General features: G+C 50.2%; 16 protein-coding genes. 14 read left to right on the forward strand and 2 right to left on the reverse strand.

The features are described 5' to 3' along the window. The first annotated feature begins 45 nt into the window (after nt 1-45). From miaB to arsC, 10 genes are all read left to right on the forward strand, one after another. On the forward strand, nt 46-1,404 hold the full coding sequence (miaB, locus tag IE055_RS11405) for a tRNA (N6-isopentenyl adenosine(37)-C2)-methylthiotransferase MiaB (protein WP_189401225.1): 1,359 nt from the start codon (nt 46-48) through the stop codon (nt 1,402-1,404). Nucleotides 1,405-1,622: 218 nt separating this feature from the next. Next, the gene (locus IE055_RS11410) at nt 1,623-2,603 is read left to right on the forward strand and encodes a PhoH family protein (protein ID WP_229794259.1); all 981 of its coding nucleotides are present in this window, start codon (nt 1,623-1,625) and stop codon (nt 2,601-2,603) included. Beyond that, on the forward strand, nt 2,587-3,099 hold the full coding sequence (gene ybeY / locus IE055_RS11415) for an rRNA maturation RNase YbeY (protein ID WP_229794260.1): 513 nt from the start codon (nt 2,587-2,589) through the stop codon (nt 3,097-3,099). The genes IE055_RS11410 and ybeY overlap by 17 nt, the downstream gene beginning before the upstream one ends. 29 nt (nt 3,100-3,128) lie before the next feature. Beyond that, nucleotides 3,129-3,980: a CorC family transporter gene (locus tag IE055_RS11420; RefSeq protein ID WP_189401046.1), complete on the forward strand. Its 852-nt coding sequence runs from the start codon at nt 3,129-3,131 to the stop codon at nt 3,978-3,980. Nucleotides 3,981-3,984: 4 nt separating this feature from the next. After that, a complete protein-coding gene (locus tag IE055_RS11425; RefSeq protein WP_189401049.1) occupies nt 3,985-4,896 on the forward strand; it encodes a 5'-3' exonuclease in 912 nt (303 codons plus the stop codon). 44 nt (nt 4,897-4,940) lie between these two features. Further along, nucleotides 4,941-6,815, forward strand: a complete 1,875-nt coding sequence (locus tag IE055_RS11430) for an ExeA family protein (protein ID WP_189401053.1) — start codon at nt 4,941-4,943, stop codon at nt 6,813-6,815. A gap of 9 nt (nt 6,816-6,824) precedes the next feature. Beyond that, on the forward strand, nt 6,825-7,277 hold the full coding sequence (locus IE055_RS11435; RefSeq protein ID WP_189401056.1) for a general secretion pathway protein GspB: 453 nt from the start codon (nt 6,825-6,827) through the stop codon (nt 7,275-7,277). A 104-nt stretch (nt 7,278-7,381) separates the two neighbouring features. Further along, nucleotides 7,382-7,714, forward strand: coding sequence for a metalloregulator ArsR/SmtB family transcription factor (locus IE055_RS11440; RefSeq protein WP_189401059.1), 333 nt, complete (start codon nt 7,382-7,384; stop codon nt 7,712-7,714). 34 nt (nt 7,715-7,748) lie between these two features. Further along, nucleotides 7,749-8,762, forward strand: a complete 1,014-nt coding sequence (gene arsB / locus IE055_RS11445) for an ACR3 family arsenite efflux transporter (protein WP_189401062.1) — start codon at nt 7,749-7,751, stop codon at nt 8,760-8,762. A gap of 34 nt (nt 8,763-8,796) precedes the next feature. Next, nucleotides 8,797-9,216, forward strand: a complete 420-nt coding sequence (gene arsC / locus IE055_RS11450) for an arsenate reductase (glutaredoxin) (protein ID WP_189401065.1) — start codon at nt 8,797-8,799, stop codon at nt 9,214-9,216. 14 nt (nt 9,217-9,230) lie between these two features. On the opposite strand, the gene IE055_RS11455 is transcribed toward arsC, so the two are convergent. Beyond that, nucleotides 9,231-9,596, reverse strand: coding sequence for a DUF4345 family protein (locus IE055_RS11455; RefSeq protein WP_189401070.1), 366 nt, complete (start codon nt 9,594-9,596; stop codon nt 9,231-9,233). A 49-nt stretch (nt 9,597-9,645) separates the two neighbouring features. Next, nucleotides 9,646-10,539, reverse strand: a complete 894-nt coding sequence (locus IE055_RS11460) for an AraC family transcriptional regulator (RefSeq protein WP_189401073.1) — start codon at nt 10,537-10,539, stop codon at nt 9,646-9,648. Nucleotides 10,540-10,735: 196 nt separating this feature from the next. On the opposite strand from IE055_RS11460, the gene IE055_RS11465 reads away from it, so the two are divergent. From IE055_RS11465 to IE055_RS11480, 4 genes are all read left to right on the forward strand, one after another. Next, nucleotides 10,736-11,686, forward strand: a complete 951-nt coding sequence (locus IE055_RS11465) for an SDR family NAD(P)-dependent oxidoreductase (RefSeq protein WP_189401075.1) — start codon at nt 10,736-10,738, stop codon at nt 11,684-11,686. A gap of 148 nt (nt 11,687-11,834) precedes the next feature. Beyond that, nucleotides 11,835-13,412, forward strand: coding sequence for a peptide chain release factor 3 (locus IE055_RS11470; protein ID WP_189401079.1), 1,578 nt, complete (start codon nt 11,835-11,837; stop codon nt 13,410-13,412). Nucleotides 13,413-13,530: 118 nt separating this feature from the next. After that, nucleotides 13,531-14,130, forward strand: a complete 600-nt coding sequence (locus tag IE055_RS11475) for a hypothetical protein (protein WP_189401082.1) — start codon at nt 13,531-13,533, stop codon at nt 14,128-14,130. 120 nt (nt 14,131-14,250) lie between these two features. Continuing rightward, complete coding sequence (locus tag IE055_RS11480) at nt 14,251-15,057, forward strand: PhzF family phenazine biosynthesis protein (RefSeq protein WP_189401084.1); 807 nt, start codon at nt 14,251-14,253, stop codon at nt 15,055-15,057. Nucleotides 15,058-15,205 lie beyond the last annotated feature (148 nt).

Here is a 15,205-nt window from a genome sequence, read left to right on the forward strand (position 1 = left end):
CTGTTCAATAATTCATCAACTACCATGACTGATATTCAAAACGACATGCTGAACGTGGAACCTGCCAACGCAGCCGCCGAGCCGGTCAAAAAAGTGTTTATTAAAACCTTTGGGTGTCAGATGAATGAGTACGACTCGAACCGTATGCTCGATTCATTGAATGCGTCGCACGGTGTCGAGGCGACTACGGATGAATCCGAAGCGGATATTATTCTGCTAAATACCTGTTCTGTTCGCGAGAAAGCGCAGGAGAAAGTGTTTTCTCAACTTGGTCGCTGGAAGAACCTCAAACAACAAAATCCAGATTTAGTGATCGGTGTGGGTGGTTGCGTGGCTTCGCAAGAGGGTGAAAGCATTCGCCAGCGTGCGCCGTACGTAGATATGGTGTTTGGGCCACAAACACTGCATCGACTACCGCAAATGTACGACGAGGTTAAATCTTCACAGTCGGCTAAGGTGGACATCACCTTCCCTGAGATCGAGAAGTTTGATAAGTTGCCCGCGCCTAAGGTGGAAGGAGTAACCGCGTTTGTATCCATAATGGAAGGGTGCAGCAAATATTGTTCTTTTTGTGTCGTGCCCTACACACGAGGCGAGGAATTTTCCCGCCCGTTTGACGATGTGTTAGCCGAAGTTTATGCGCTGGCGCAACAAGGGGTGCGCGAAGTGACGTTACTCGGTCAAAATGTGAATGCTTACTGGGGTGAGATGCACGACGGCAGTATGGCAGACTTCGCTTTGTTGATACGCTATGTCGCTGAGATCGAAGGCATCGATCGAATCCGCTACACTACCTCGCACCCATTAGAGTTTTCTGACAGTTTGATCAATGTCTATGCAGATGTACCGAAGTTGGTTAATCATTTGCATCTGCCGGTCCAATCAGGTTCGGATCGCATATTGGCGGCTATGAAGCGACGTTACAAAGCACAAGACTATGTCCAGATTATCGAGAAGATCCGTAAGATCCGACCGAATATCAGTTTGTCATCCGATTTTATTATTGGTTTTCCAGGTGAAACTGATGACGATTTCGAAGCGACTATGGCGTTGATCGAGACAATTGGATACGACACCTCATTCAGCTTCATTTACAGCCCGCGTCCCGGTACGCCCGCGTCGGATCTTGACGATGATGTGCCGATGGATGTGAAACAAGCTCGACTGCAGCGCTTACAGAAACGTATCATTGAAATGGCCGCGGAAATCAGTCAGAACATGGTTGGTACAGTACAAACCATTTTGGTTGATCGCCCGGCACGTAAAGGACCGCATCAGATGTCAGGTCGAACTGAAAACAACCGGGTTGTGAATTTTGATGGGGAAAACTCACTAATTGGGCAGTTTGTGGACGTAGAGATCACCGAAGCGTTACCGAACTCATTACGTGGCATACGGGTTTAACGATTGCTTGGGTGACGTTTGATATTACGCGTCACACACTCTTAACAATTTTGCGCTTGTTTTCTAATCCCGCTTGTTCTATAAATCGAGTATGCAGAAATGTTTAATTCGACTTTCATAAATGCGATTTATGCGATCCAGACTGCGATCAAACATGCGAGGTAAGCTGCGTTCATGAGTATCCGTACAATTCGTAGTCGTACGCGAGGATCACAGCATTGAATCAAGCCTTGCCCGCTAAGACGCTCTCACTCGGCTCTCACGAGTCTCCTGTCGACAACGCACGATTATCAATCCTCTGCGGCGAATGTCACCGCAACATCAAAATCATTGAAGACGAATTGCTGGTTAAGTGCTATCAGCAAGGATCAGATTTTGTGCTGCAAGGTAAGTTGAGTCATCTCGACATTGCGCAGCGCGTCATTAAAAAGCTTTATCATCTAACCGCTGGCATGGCCGGGAGTACGGGTTTGGAAGAGTCCAAGGTGTATCAAGTCATCAACAATATGTCTGAACCGGCAGAACAGGACATGGAATTCGAACGGGTCATGGCACCACTCAAGCCGGTAGTTGCGAAATCCAAAACGCAGAGTGAATACCTGCGCGCCATTGATAAATACGATGTGGTTTTTGGCATTGGACCTGCAGGCACTGGTAAGACGTATCTGGCGGTGGCGAAAGCGGTCGAAGCACTGGTTAACGAGGACGTAAAACGTATCGTTTTGGTGCGGCCGGTGGTCGAAGCAGGCGAGAATCTGGGTTTTTTGCCGGGCGATATCGGCCAGAAGATCGACCCGTATCTTCGACCTCTATACGATGCGTTGTATGAACTTCTTGGTGTCGAGCGTGTGGCCCGGATGATTGATCAGAAAATCATCGAATTAGCGCCATTGGCTTACATGCGTGGACGTACACTCTCGGATGCATTCGTGATCATGGATGAAGCGCAAAATACCACTATTTCGCAAATGAAAATGTTATTGACTCGAACTGGGTTTGGTTCAAAGGTAGTGTTAACCGGTGACTTGTCTCAAGTTGATTTGCCCAAGGGCACGTACTCAGGTCTCAAACACGCGCTAACGGTGTTGCGCGATGTTAAAGGCATGTACGTAAATAAGTTCACCGGCAAGGACATCGTGCGTCACCCGTTGGTGCAGCGCATTGTCGACGCCTATGAAAAGCATGAGCGCAATGATTGATCATGCAGTGTCCGACCTTCAAGTAGATGTACAGGTCGCACTGACAGAGATTGACGAGGACAGCGAGCCACCAAGCGCAGCGCAGCTTACGCGCTGGGCGCAACGCGCTTATTCTGCAGTATCAGATCAGCCTGCGGAAGTAACCATTCGTCTGTGTGAGTCCGAGGAATCTCACAGCTTAAACAAAGCATACCGCGGATTCGATAAACCAACCAATGTGTTGTCGTTTCCCTTTGAGGGTATGCAAGATTTGCCGCCCGAATTAGCGGCGGAATTATCCATACCCATTCTCGGCGATATCGTTATTTGTCACCCAGTGTTGATCAACGAAGCTAAAAATCAGCAAAAATCGTTGTCCGACCATTATGCTCATATGGTGACTCACGGTATATTGCATCTATGCGGCTATGACCATCAGGACGACCACGGTGCTGACGAGATGGAAACCTTGGAAACTAGGATTCTTGCCCAAAGTCATATTGCCAACCCCTATTGATTTTCGCTTCCACAGAGCTGTCTTACCACATGAACGTTTCAGAAAAGCCTCCGTCGACATTTGGCCAGTCATTGAAAAACAAACTGTTTAGCTGGTTGCCTCAGCAGCGAGCGGAAACGCGGGAAGATGTTTTGGAGAACTTACGCCAGGCTGAAGAAGATGGCATAGTCGCGCGGGATGCTTATGACATGATGCAGCGCGTGATGTTCGTATCGGATCTCCAGGTTAGAGACATTATGGTGCCGCGTAGTAGTATGGCCTACGTCGAGCGTGAGCATTCGCTGGACCAGTGTCTGGACGTGATGGTTGATAGTGGTCATTCACGCTTTCCCGTGGTGGATAACGAAAAAGATCAGATAATCGGTATCTTGCTGGCCAAGGACTTGCTGCATTTTTTTGACGAAGACAATAAGCAGCGTTTTAACCTACGTGATCTGACGCGCCCGGTGGTGTTTATTCCCGAAAGCAAACGCCTCAACGTGCTGCTGAGTGAGTTTCGAGAGAATCGCAATCATATGGCCATTGTGGTGGACGAGTTTGGCGCAATTGCTGGCTTGGTCACGATTGAGGATGTGTTAGAGCAGATCGTTGGTAATATCGAAGACGAACACGATATTGAGGATGACGAGAACTTAATTCGCACCATGGAAGACGGTGAGGTCATCGTCAAAGCCGTGCTGCCGATTGATGAGTTTAATGAACACTTCGAGTGTTATTTAAATGAGACCAACTCCGACACCATTGGCGGCCTGATCTCGCAAACGTTGGGTCACGTGCCTGTGCGGGGTGAGTCAGTCGACATTGATCAGTTTAATTTCGAAATTATTCACGCAGATTCCCGACGAATTCATCTGATTCGCGTGCACAAACAAGCATCCTAAGTCCATGCAGGCAACATCCAGACGCACGGTCTATTTGATCGATGCCAGTATTTATATTTTTCGTGCCTGGTTCTCAGTGCCGGATTCAATGCGCGGTGAGAACGGTATGCCAGTGAATGCCTTATATGGGTTCTGTCGTTTTCTTACCGAGTTTGCGGAGAAGAGCAATGCGAGTCATGTTGGCATTGCCTTTGACGAAAGTCTGACGCAGTCGTTTCGTAATGAGCTGTATCCGGCCTATAAGATGAACCGCGAGCTGCCCCCCGAGGATCTGAAAAAGCAGTTTAAATATTGTAAGCGCCTGGCTGAGGCGGCGGGTTTTCACTGTGTCGGCCATGACCGATATGAAGCTGATGACATTATCGCTACTTGGTCGGCTAATATGCGCCGAGCTGGATTTCGCAATGCGATTGTCTCGGGCGATAAAGATTTGGCACAACTGTTGCAAGGCGAAGACTTTTGGTGGGATTTCGCGAGGAATGTCCAGCTCGATTCCTATGGTGTTACACAAAAATTCGGCGTGCCGCCTGAATGCATTCAAGACTATCTCGGGCTATGTGGGGATGCCGTAGATAACATCCCCGGGGTGCCTGGTGTGGGGCCCAAAACCGCAAGCGTGTTACTGTCCGAGTTTGGCAGCATGGAGCGAATGTACGATAATCTGGACGCGATCACGCAACTGCCAATTCGTGGTGCTAAATCCTTACCGGAAAAGCTGGCTACACATAAAGAAGTCGCAATGTTATCCAAATTGTTAGCCACCGTAGCGTATGATGCTCCGATAGATGCGTCGCCTGACTTGCTTCAACGTCGCTCTGCCGAAGTCAGTTCACTACAGGAAATCGGCCATATTATGGGAGGGCGCGGCGATGGTTTGTTTGCTCGCCTGGCGGAAGCGTCTAACCGTGTAGCCTAGGGCCTGTTCGCACTAAACCACCTGATAAACCGAAGAGGTATGCTGTGTACCTGAAATATTTTGGGTTGACTGAGCGCCCATTCTCGATTGCCCCGGATCCGCACTATCTGTACATGAGCAATCGCCACAAGGAAGCGATGGCGCATTTAACCTATGGTTTGTCGCAAGGCGGCTGTTTTATTGTGCTGACCGGCGAGGTCGGTACCGGTAAGACCACGTTGTGTCGCAACCTGTTGAGTGACTTGCCCGAAAATGTGGACGTGGCCCTGATTCTCAATGCCAATATTAATGAGCAGGAATTGTTGCAAACCGTTTGCGATGAATTGCAGGTGGATTACCCGGAGTCGGCGTCGCAAAAGCAACTGTTGGATCTGATCAACGCACACTTGCTCGCAACGTTTGCAGCTAATCGCCACACCGTGTTGATAATCGACGAAGCGCAGTTACTAAGTCGCGACGTATTGGAAAATATTCGGTTGCTGACGAATTTAGAAACGACCAAATCCAAATTGCTGCAGATTATTTTGATCGGTCAGCCGGAACTTAATGATTCTCTGCGACGTAATGATTTGCGTCAACTCGCACAGCGGGTGACCGCACGATACCATTTGGGGCCGTTGGAGCGTGATGAAATTGCTGACTATGTCAACTTCCGATTGGCGGTCGCTGGCTGTAAGCAGCCCTTGTTTAGCCGTCAGGCACTGAATAGACTGCATAGCTTGAGTGGCGGAATTCCACGTAAGATTAACGTCCTGGCAGATCATGCGTTATTGTCTGCCTACGCTAAAACGCAATCCATGGTCGATTCGAAGAGCGTGAAGGCGGCGGCCAAAGAGGTGTTTATTGATGGCAACGCAGCGCCGACCGGCGGCGAGATAAACAACCGTCATTGGTGGAGTTTGGCCGCCTTGCTGATTGTGCTCAATGCGGGGCTCTGGTGGTATTTCGTCGGCAGCGACCGCGTTGCAGAACACAGGTTGGTCAGTGCGATGGAAGAGCAAACTGTGGCCACCGAATCTGCCTCGAACCGCCTTGAGACCGCTGACTCGAGTAACGTAGCCACCGTCACCGGGGGGGCTTCAGCCTCACCCGTCGTCGGGCCTAATCAGAATGCGGTTGATGAGTCGAAGACTGATGATGCTCAGTTAACCACCATTATAAAATCCGATGATATTGATCCGGGTTTGGTGGTGATTGCGGACGAGTTTCTAGACGAGGCGGACGACACATCCATCCCTAGTTTGTTGCCTGCTACACCGCGACGTCCAACGTATGACGATAACTCCGCTTTTGGTGCCATACTGGATACCTCGGCTGACGTGACGGGCCGTATTTCAGCATTACGCAACCTAGCTCAGGCTTGGGACGTGGTATTACCTGCCGAGTTAATCAACTCGCCGTGTGATGAGTTATCACGGGAAGGTGTGGCGTGCACCGATGCCAGTAGTTGGGATCAGCTGATGCGTTTAAACCGTCCCGCCGTCGTGGTGTTGGAGCAGCGCGGTCAATTGCATCGTGCTATTTTGTTCAGTGTCGAACAATCGCAGGCGCAGTTGCTGATTGGTGATAAAGTGCATTCACTAACGGTCAGCGAATTAAAAGCGCGCTGGGCACGACCTGCAACAGTCTTGTGGCGTCCCGGTACGATGGGGGCTGGGTTACTGCAAATGGGGGATCGATCAGCGCGTGTGGCGCGGTTGCGTAACCGTCTAAACACAGCGCTAAATGTCGCAGATATGCCGTTGCTGGCACAAGTTAATGAACCGCAATTTGATCTTGATTTAGCGCAAAAAGTATTCGCACTCCAATCACGTTTTGGTATTGTTGCAGACAGCAAAGTCGGGAGTGAAACTTACATTCTTATGAATGAACTCATCGCGCCGGACTCAACCCCAGTGTTACGTCGGCGACGTCCCTAAGGAACGAGTATGTCCACCATTCTGGATGCCCTGAAAAAGTCAGAACGGGAGCGTAAATTAAATAATTTGCCCACCCTGTCTGACATGCCACCACCGCAGGAAGGTACGCGCCTGCCGGTTGCCCTGTTAATTCTGATCAGCAGCTTGCTGGCACTGTTGTTGATCGTGGTGCTGGTTATGTGGTGGCAGAGCGCCAGCTTGTCCGATGCGGGGCGGTCGGTAGCAAATCCAAATGCTTCAACGGTGGCGTCTTCTTCAGATGACATTGCTCCGAGTAGCGTACAAGACCTATCTGTGAATGTGATTTCATTTTCAAACGACCCAGGTCAACGCTTCGCTATGATTGATGGCCAGGTGGTGCGTGAACAGGAGTTCGCCAAACCGGGTGTACTCGTACAGGAAATTCAGCGCGACGCGATAATCGTGAATATCCGTGGTAAGACGGTGACTCTAACGCCGTAACGGCCAAATCAAACAACGCAGCCTATAAAAAACTACTCCTTCTGCTTGACTCATTGCAACTAAATATGTGAAATTATACATATGTGATATTTGGTATGTTTTCTATGCAACGCCCCGAACTCTTGTTTAAGTGCCTTTCAGACCCGAATCGCTTAAAACTCGTCTTACTACTAGACGCGTGTGGCGAGGCATGTGTTTGTGACTTAATGGCCGCGCTTGGCGTAGATCAGCCCAAGGTCTCCCGCTACCTAGCTGAGTTGCGACGTTGTGACATTCTGCAGGCGGATCGTCGTGGTAAATGGGTTTATTACATGCTTCACTCGAATTTACCGATGTGGGCGAAGCACGTCATTCGGTCCTCAGCCGAGGGGTGTACTGACTACGTTACCGAGGAATTAAGCCGGTTACATCAATCCAAGGGGACCGCGTGTGTTTAAAGAACATGAATTAATGGTAGTCAGGTAGGTCGTGATGGGCTTGTTCGAACGATTTTTGACGCTTTGGGTTGGTTTAGCGATTCTTTTAGGTGTGGTTGCGGGGTATTTGTTCCCAGCAATGTTTACGGTGCTTGCGGGTGTCGAGTTCGCGCACGTTAATCTGCTGATTGCTGTACTTATTTGGGTGATGATTTTCCCCATGATGGTGCAGGTGGATTTTGCTGCAATCAGGAACGTTGGGCGAACGCCCGCGGGATTGTTGTTGACCCTGTTGGTGAATTGGTTGATCAAACCATTCTCGATGGCGGCGCTGGCATGGTTGTTCTTTAGAGTTTTCTTCGTGGACCTTGTTTCGCCAGCCTCAGCAACAGAGTACATCGCAGGCATGATTTTACTGGGCGTGGCCCCGTGCACTGCAATGGTGTTTGTTTGGAGTCAGCTTACCAAGGGCGACCCAAACTACACCCTAGTTCAGGTTTCCATCAATGACGTAATTATGGTGTTTGCCTTTGCGCCACTCGCTGCCTTGTTGTTGGGGGTTAGCGACATTCATGTGCCGTGGCGCACGTTATTACTTTCAGTGGTGCTTTATGTTTTGGCACCACTGGTTGTCGGAGTATGGTTTCGGCATCATCTTAATCGTCGACATAGCGCAGACGCGTTGGCTCGATTTCTGGTGTTGGTAAAGCCCTGGTCTATTATCGGACTATTACTCACCGTCACTTTGCTGTTTGGGTTTCAAGCGAGAACCATCTTGAATAGTCCGGGTGTTATTTTTTTGATCGCTGTGCCGTTGATTATTCAATCCTACGCCGTGTTCGCACTCGCTTATTGGCTGGCGCATCGTTTTAAGCTTGCACACAACATCGCTGCACCGGCCTGCATGATCGGCACCTCAAACTTTTTTGAACTCGCCGTAGCCGTGGCGATTTCACTGTTTGGTCTTCATTCCGGAGCTGCACTGGCCACGGTTGTGGGAGTGTTGGTCGAGGTGCCGGTAATGTTATCGCTGGTTTGGTTTGCGAATCGAACTCGGCATTGGTTTTAGGTACGCAACATTATTGCTTTAGGACATTAGAATTGTGATCGTCATACACCATAACCCTGACTGTGGGACCTCCAGAAACGTGCTTAAAATAATCCGAGACGCTGGTTACACGCCGACGGTAATTGAGTATCTGGACACCGGATGGACCAAACCGCAGCTTTTATCGCTGTTTGCAGCGGCCGACCTAACCCCTAGATCGGCCCTCAGGGTCAGCAAGTCACCAGCTGCAGAACTTGGTCTGCTGGACGAATCCGTATCAGATGAGGCATTACTCGAGGCAATGATAAAACATCCAGTCTTGGTAAACCGGCCGTTAGTGGTAAGTCCCTTGGGCGTGCGCCTGTGTCGGCCGAGTGAAGCGGTTTTGGATTTGTTAGAGCATTGGCCCTCAGGTCCATATTTCAAAGAGGACGGAGAGCAGATTTTGGATGCGGCGGGCAAACAAATACCTTAGCGCTTTCCGGCTGGTTAACTACGGGTATTAAAATACCACCAAATCAAAGGCAGCATGATGGCAACCTCAATCCCCACGTTGAGCCATTGTTTAGCCACAGACCCGTCGTAAAAAATGCCGATAAAGCGCGCTACCAAAAGCCCAAGCAGTAACGAAATCAACGTTGCTGCCACCGTCGTTTGCCACGGTAACCACTGATGGTGGAACTGGAGTAACAGACCAAGACCGATAAACAGACCCCACCACACCCGTCGCTCGACGGCTTTGAATGTGTCTTCGGGCACCGGTCTATTGCTTACGAGCTCAGGGTTAGAGGCCAATACTACGCCAATGAGGATCAATACAAGGCCGATGAGTCTTAGGTAGATAACGTTTTCCATGCTGATTATGTTTTTGACTGTATTGAGTGAGCTGTCGGCGGATTGACGGTTAAATCACTGCCTGACTGTCAGGCATGGTCTGACGCCAAAGTCGCGGCGACTTACCGTACATTCGTTTAAATTCACGACTGAACTGGGATGCGCTGGAATAACCCACTTCCATCGCGGCGAGATTTACGTTCCTGCCTTGTGCGATCTTCATCGCGGCGGCATTGAGGCGCATTGATTTAATAAATTGTATCGGCGACATCGAGGTCGTTTGTTTAAATTTTCGGTGCAACGCCGCGCGGCTCATGCCGACCCGCGCTGCAATCTCTTCGATGGTCACGCCCCGATCAAGGTGACTGGAGATGTGATCAATAACACGAGCTATTTCACTGCCAGCACCAAATGCTCTTCGCGCAGAACCGCCGGCACCACCAGTTAACACCGCATAATACAGTTCCCGCAAGCGACTGCTTCCTAACACCTTTGTGGCGGTGGCGTCTTCGCTGAGCTTTACTAAGCGTAGTAAGGCCTCACCGAAGGGGGCATCCCAGTTGGCGAGCTCGAGCCCCAGTTGATGTTTACGTTTAGGCGGTTTTTGCTTCGCTTCTAAAGTGTACTCTAGTTCTACTGATAGTTCGGTCATGACCTTGGTGTCTAAGGATACATAGACACCAAGCAATGGGTTGTCGGGTGAGGCGGTTGGTGTTCCAGCTTCGACCGGCATTGACATACTGCAGCACATATACTGATTCTCATCATACACGTACCGATTGCCATCCAGTATGGCCTCCTTTGAGCCATTTACTATCGCAATAATCGCGGGTTCATAGATCGCTGGAGCGCATCTGACACGACTACTGACTTTAAATAACTTCACGCCGGTGATACCGGTTTCAACTAAGCCATCAACCTCGAGTCTGTCAGCGATAAGCCGTCTGATGTTTTCTTTGTACATAAAGGAGAAGGTGCAAATTTACTCGACCAAGGAACTGTAGCACCCAATATTATCTTTCTCAATTAGAGTGATACAAATAGGCAAGATTTAGAGAGTATTTAATCTATATATTGATTATAGAGATATATATGATCAACTTTGATGGTGTGGCGCATGGTGTCCAAAAACGTAATCTATTTAATTCGAGATTGTTCAAATGAAACAAAATAATCAAGTTGGCTCCCAAGGCTGGACTCCAGAGAGAATTGTCGAGCTCAGAGGTAAACTGTTTGTCATCACCGGGGCAAATGCTGGTGCCGGGTATCAAGCCGCGCGAATACTGCTGTCAAAAGGGGCCAGTGTATTGATGTTAAATCGCAGTGTGGCCAGATCCGAGCAAGCAGTGCATGATCTGAAGTTGGAATTTGGGGAAGACGCACGCGTAAGCTTTGTGCGTACGGATCTAGGCGATTTAGAGTCGGTGCGCGACGCGGCGCGACGTGTGCTGCAAATGGCGTCGCGTATCGATGCCCTCATTTGTAACGCAGCCATTGCGCAGGTTGCGCACCAAGAGTTCACTAAAGATGGCTTCGAGAGTCAATTGGGTGTTAATCATTGTGGGCACTTCTTGTTATCGAGTTTGCTGTTTGAACGCATAGAGGAGTCTCAAGGGCGAATAGTGGTGGTCGCCAGCGAGGGGCACAAAATGGGGCTCAGAGCCATTCAGTTCGACGATATGAATTGGGATAATAACTATCACCCAAATAAAACCTATTGCCACAGTAAACTGGCACAAATGATGTTCGCCTATGAACTACAGAATCGTGCTGGTGCTGCCAATAAATCGGTGAAGGTTTATGTCTGCCACCCAGGCGCGTCGAGCACCTCACTGATAAACGAGAAAGTCAACTTGCCGACCAGAGTGACTTGGTGGCTAATGGTAAAGTTGGGCCTGGTTCAGTCCGCGAAACTGGGTGCGCATCCTGAAGTCATGTGTGCAACTGAAAGCAATCTAACACAGCGCGCCTATTACGGTCCTACCGGGCGTTGGAATTGGACTGGTCCGGTCGGAGAGTGCGAATTGGCGCCATTTGTGTTGGATGAAGCCAGTCTGAAGATGCTGTGGCTGTGGTCAGAGCGTGCGACGGGTGCGACGTGGCCGGTCTAGTGGATAGAGATATAACAATAGTTGCAGTGCTGACGTTCATATAATTAGCATCACGATGGAAAAGCGCAGCGTCATGCTAAAAACGCATGGGGCCGGGCGTGGAGTTTCGTTATAATCCGCGCTTTCCAGTTAATCACCGAGCGCTGTTATGAGCTTGTCTTCAGAAGTTGCAAAACGACGAACCTTTGCCATTATCTCACACCCAGATGCGGGTAAAACTACCATCACTGAGCGGTTGCTGTTATCCGGCGGTGCGATTCAGATGGCAGGCAATGTGAAAGCCCGTAAAACAGGTCGACATGCTACATCGGACTGGATGGAACTCGAAAAGCAACGGGGTATTTCGGTGACGTCTTCAGTCATGCAGTTCGAGTACGACGACAAGATGATTAATCTTCTTGATACGCCCGGCCATGCGGATTTCTCGGAGGATACGTACCGAACTCTGACGGCGGTGGACTCCGCGTTGATGGTGATTGATATTGCCAAAGGTGTGGAAGAGCGGACCATCAAGCTGATGGACGTCTGTCGCCTGCGCACGACGCCTATTATGACCTTTGTCAATAAAATGGACCGTGAAGGACGAGACCCAATCGAGGTGATGGATGAAGTTGAGTCGGTGTTGGATATCTTGTGCGCGCCTATGTCGTGGCCGGTAGGTACCGGCAAAGGGTTTCGGGGTGTGTATCGAATTTATGATGACACGATTCATCTGTTTGCCGGTCGTCCAGGAAACGATGCAGAAGAAGATCAGTTCATCCAGGGGCTCCATAGCGCTGAGGCCGACCAGGCACTCGGCTCGTTGGCTGTCGAGTTGCGTGATGAACTCGAACTGGTCCAGGGTGCCAGCAATGAGTTTGACCTAGAGCTGTATCTGAGCGGCGATTTGACCCCGGTGTTCTTTGGGTCGGCGATAGCGAATCTGGGTGTTGGTGAGTTAATGGAGAACTTCGCCAAGCACGCGCCGGGTCCGCAGGGGCGTACGGCACAGACTCGTGAGGTCAGTGCCGCTGAAGAAAAGTTCACTGGGTTTGTGTTTAAGATCCAGGCCAATATGGACCCATCACATCACGACCGCATTGCATTTATGCGTATTACGTCGGGCCAATTCACTAAAGGAAAAAAATTGCGCCATGTGCGTCTCGGGCGGGACGTTGCGATTAATAATGCCAGTTCATTTATGGCCGCCCGCCGAGACCAGGCCGAAGAAGCCTACGCCGGCGACATTATAGGCATTCATAACCACGGGACCATTCAAATTGGCGATACCTTCACCGAAGGCGAATCGCTCAAGTTCACCGGTATTCCAAATTTTGCACCAGAACTGTTCCGTCGTGTGCGCCTGCGTGACCCATTGCGTGCAAAAGCACTGCAAAAGGGGTTGATCCAGTTGAGTGAGGAGGGTGCCACACAGGTTTTTCGCCCCATGATTAATAACGATATGATTCTGGGTGCAGTTGGTATTCTACAGTTTGATGTGGTTGCTCACCGCCTAAAAGCGGAATACAACGTTGAGTGTTCGTTCGAGGCGGTGCAAGTGGCAACCGCACGCTGGTTGCATTTTCCCGATGCCAAAACAGAAGAAGAGTTTATCCGCAAGAATGAGATGAACATTGCGCTGGATGGGGCAGAAAGCTTGACCTATGTGGCGCCCAATTTGGTCAACTTACAATTGACTACCGAGCGCTGGCCAGACGTTGAGTTCCGTAAGACACGCGAAATTTAGACATTGCTCGAGACCGTCTGCACGTATGCCGTGGTAGGCTTGAAATAATGTCGCAGGAAGCGAGCGGGTTGCACGTATCAGTTTTTCTTAGAATACGAATCGAGATGGGTTTGTCCTGATGCGAGTAATTATTTCTTGTGGCTGCTTAAGTGCAGTTACCTTTCTTCTGGTCGCGTGCACCACGCTAAGCTATTCCTCGCCGGAATCTGTTGATCTGAGCGGCACTTGGTTAGTGGATGAGTCCTTGAGTGAGCGCGTAATGATGCGGCCACCACGAGATTCCAAGCAACGAGGTGATCGAGACGGCGGCAGTAAGCCAAGAAAGAGGACGCGTCCTGAAGGCGGTGGCGGAATGCGTAGCTCGGAAAGCGGCGGACCGGCTGGGCGATACGATGTCGACGACTACACCGCGGCGCAGGTTTTAACCCCCGCTGCGGCGAACTCCTCTGAATTGATGATCGAGCACGTGCCCGAGTCGATGGGTATCCGCTATCAGAACGGAAAATACCGCGATATCGATTGGGGTAAAACGGCGCAAGGAAACCGCAAAATGACGGCTGGTTGGCAGGGGCCGAAGCTGATTATTGAAACCAGCGCTCGACGCGGTGCGATTACGGAAACGTTTAGCCTAAACGAAACACGCAATACGCTGACAATCGTTTATGACGTCAACGGGAATGAGTTCGTGCGGGTTTATCGTCGCTTAAGCAAATCATAGCCGTCATGCCGGCTGCCCTTGCCTTGAAACGGGTTTCGGTATTGGCGTACGTATTATAAATCGGCGAACCCGAATTGCGAGTTCGTGGTAGTCTGGGTTGCCATACTTCGGAATTCAGCCATGCAACTTAAACTGGATATTGTCGACGCATTTACCGATACACAGTTTCGCGGTAACTCCGCCGCGGTGGTCATTACTGAGCGCTGGTTGTCGGATTCTTTGATGCAACAGATCGCGAGTGAAAACAATCTGTCTGAGACCGCATTTTTGGTCCCAGCGCGGGGCTTATATCACGTGCGTTGGTTTTCACCGCTGTCCGAGATTGATTTTTGCGGACACGCGACCTTGGCGGCGGCACACGTGTTGTTTGGGCGACATGCCGCGATGAGGCGTTTGCGTTTTTTTGCCCCTGCGGTGGGTGAGATGGAGATCACGCTGAGCTTGGAAGGTCTGATTGAAATGAATTTTCCGGTGCGGATGCCATCGCCGGTTGCTGACGTTCCGGAAGCGTTGCTGCTGGGGTTGTCAATCGCGCCGCAAAAAATACTGCGTAATACACAGGCGTACTTTGCGGTTTATTCCGACGAGGCGGATGTGATTCAAATCACCACGAACTCGGATCTATTGAAACGACTAGCACCCTACGATGTGGTGGTCACGGCAGCGTCCTCTGAGTACGATTTTGTGTCACGCTATTTCTGGCCTGCAAATGGTGGTGATGAGGACCCGGTGACCGGCTCAATTCACACTGGACTGGCACCCTACTGGTCTGGTGAGCTGAGGAAAACAACTTTGCGGGCCTATCAAGCCTCTAAGCGTGGTGGCTTGCTGTATTGTCGGGTGAGTCAAGATCGAGTGACGATTGCTGGCCAAGCTGTGTCGTATTTACACGGTGAGATTCGCTTGCAGACTTCAACGTGCAAATAAGAACCTGACTCAGATCGCAATCGGTACCGTCGAGCCGTGCTGCAGTATGTCGATTTACCAGCTGGATTTTTTGGATGTTCAAGGGAAGATGGTTGACTACTAAGCCAGGAGCGAACAGCTTCCAGCTTCGACGCCGAATTTACACCCA

The sequence above is a fragment of the Arenicella chitinivorans genome (genome assembly GCF_014651515.1).
GTDB lineage: Bacteria > Pseudomonadota > Gammaproteobacteria > Arenicellales > Arenicellaceae > Arenicella > Arenicella chitinivorans.

Bases quoted from the DNA above. Each gene is read 5' to 3' on its own strand.
- IE055_RS11465 (WP_189401075.1), top strand. From the start codon at position 10,736: ATGAAACAAAATAATCAAGTTGGCTCCCAAGGCTGGACTCCAGAGAGA.
- IE055_RS11475 (WP_189401082.1), top strand. From the start codon at position 13,531: ATGCGAGTAATTATTTCTTGTGGCTGCTTAAGTGCAGTTACCTTTCTT.
- IE055_RS11425 (WP_189401049.1), top strand. From the start codon at position 3,985: ATGCAGGCAACATCCAGACGCACGGTCTATTTGATCGATGCCAGTATT.
- IE055_RS11420 (WP_189401046.1), top strand. From the start codon at position 3,129: ATGAACGTTTCAGAAAAGCCTCCGTCGACATTTGGCCAGTCATTGAAA.
- IE055_RS11440 (WP_189401059.1), top strand. From the start codon at position 7,382: ATGCAACGCCCCGAACTCTTGTTTAAGTGCCTTTCAGACCCGAATCGC.
- IE055_RS11455 (WP_189401070.1), bottom strand. From the start codon at position 9,596: ATGGAAAACGTTATCTACCTAAGACTCATCGGCCTTGTATTGATCCTC.
- IE055_RS11470 (WP_189401079.1), top strand. From the start codon at position 11,835: ATGAGCTTGTCTTCAGAAGTTGCAAAACGACGAACCTTTGCCATTATC.
- IE055_RS11480 (WP_189401084.1), top strand. From the start codon at position 14,251: ATGCAACTTAAACTGGATATTGTCGACGCATTTACCGATACACAGTTT.
- IE055_RS11460 (WP_189401073.1), bottom strand. From the start codon at position 10,539: ATGTACAAAGAAAACATCAGACGGCTTATCGCTGACAGACTCGAGGTT.
- miaB (WP_189401225.1), top strand. From the start codon at position 46: ATGCTGAACGTGGAACCTGCCAACGCAGCCGCCGAGCCGGTCAAAAAA.
- ybeY (WP_229794260.1), top strand. From the start codon at position 2,587: ATGAGCGCAATGATTGATCATGCAGTGTCCGACCTTCAAGTAGATGTA.
- IE055_RS11435 (WP_189401056.1), top strand. From the start codon at position 6,825: ATGTCCACCATTCTGGATGCCCTGAAAAAGTCAGAACGGGAGCGTAAA.
- arsB (WP_189401062.1), top strand. From the start codon at position 7,749: ATGGGCTTGTTCGAACGATTTTTGACGCTTTGGGTTGGTTTAGCGATT.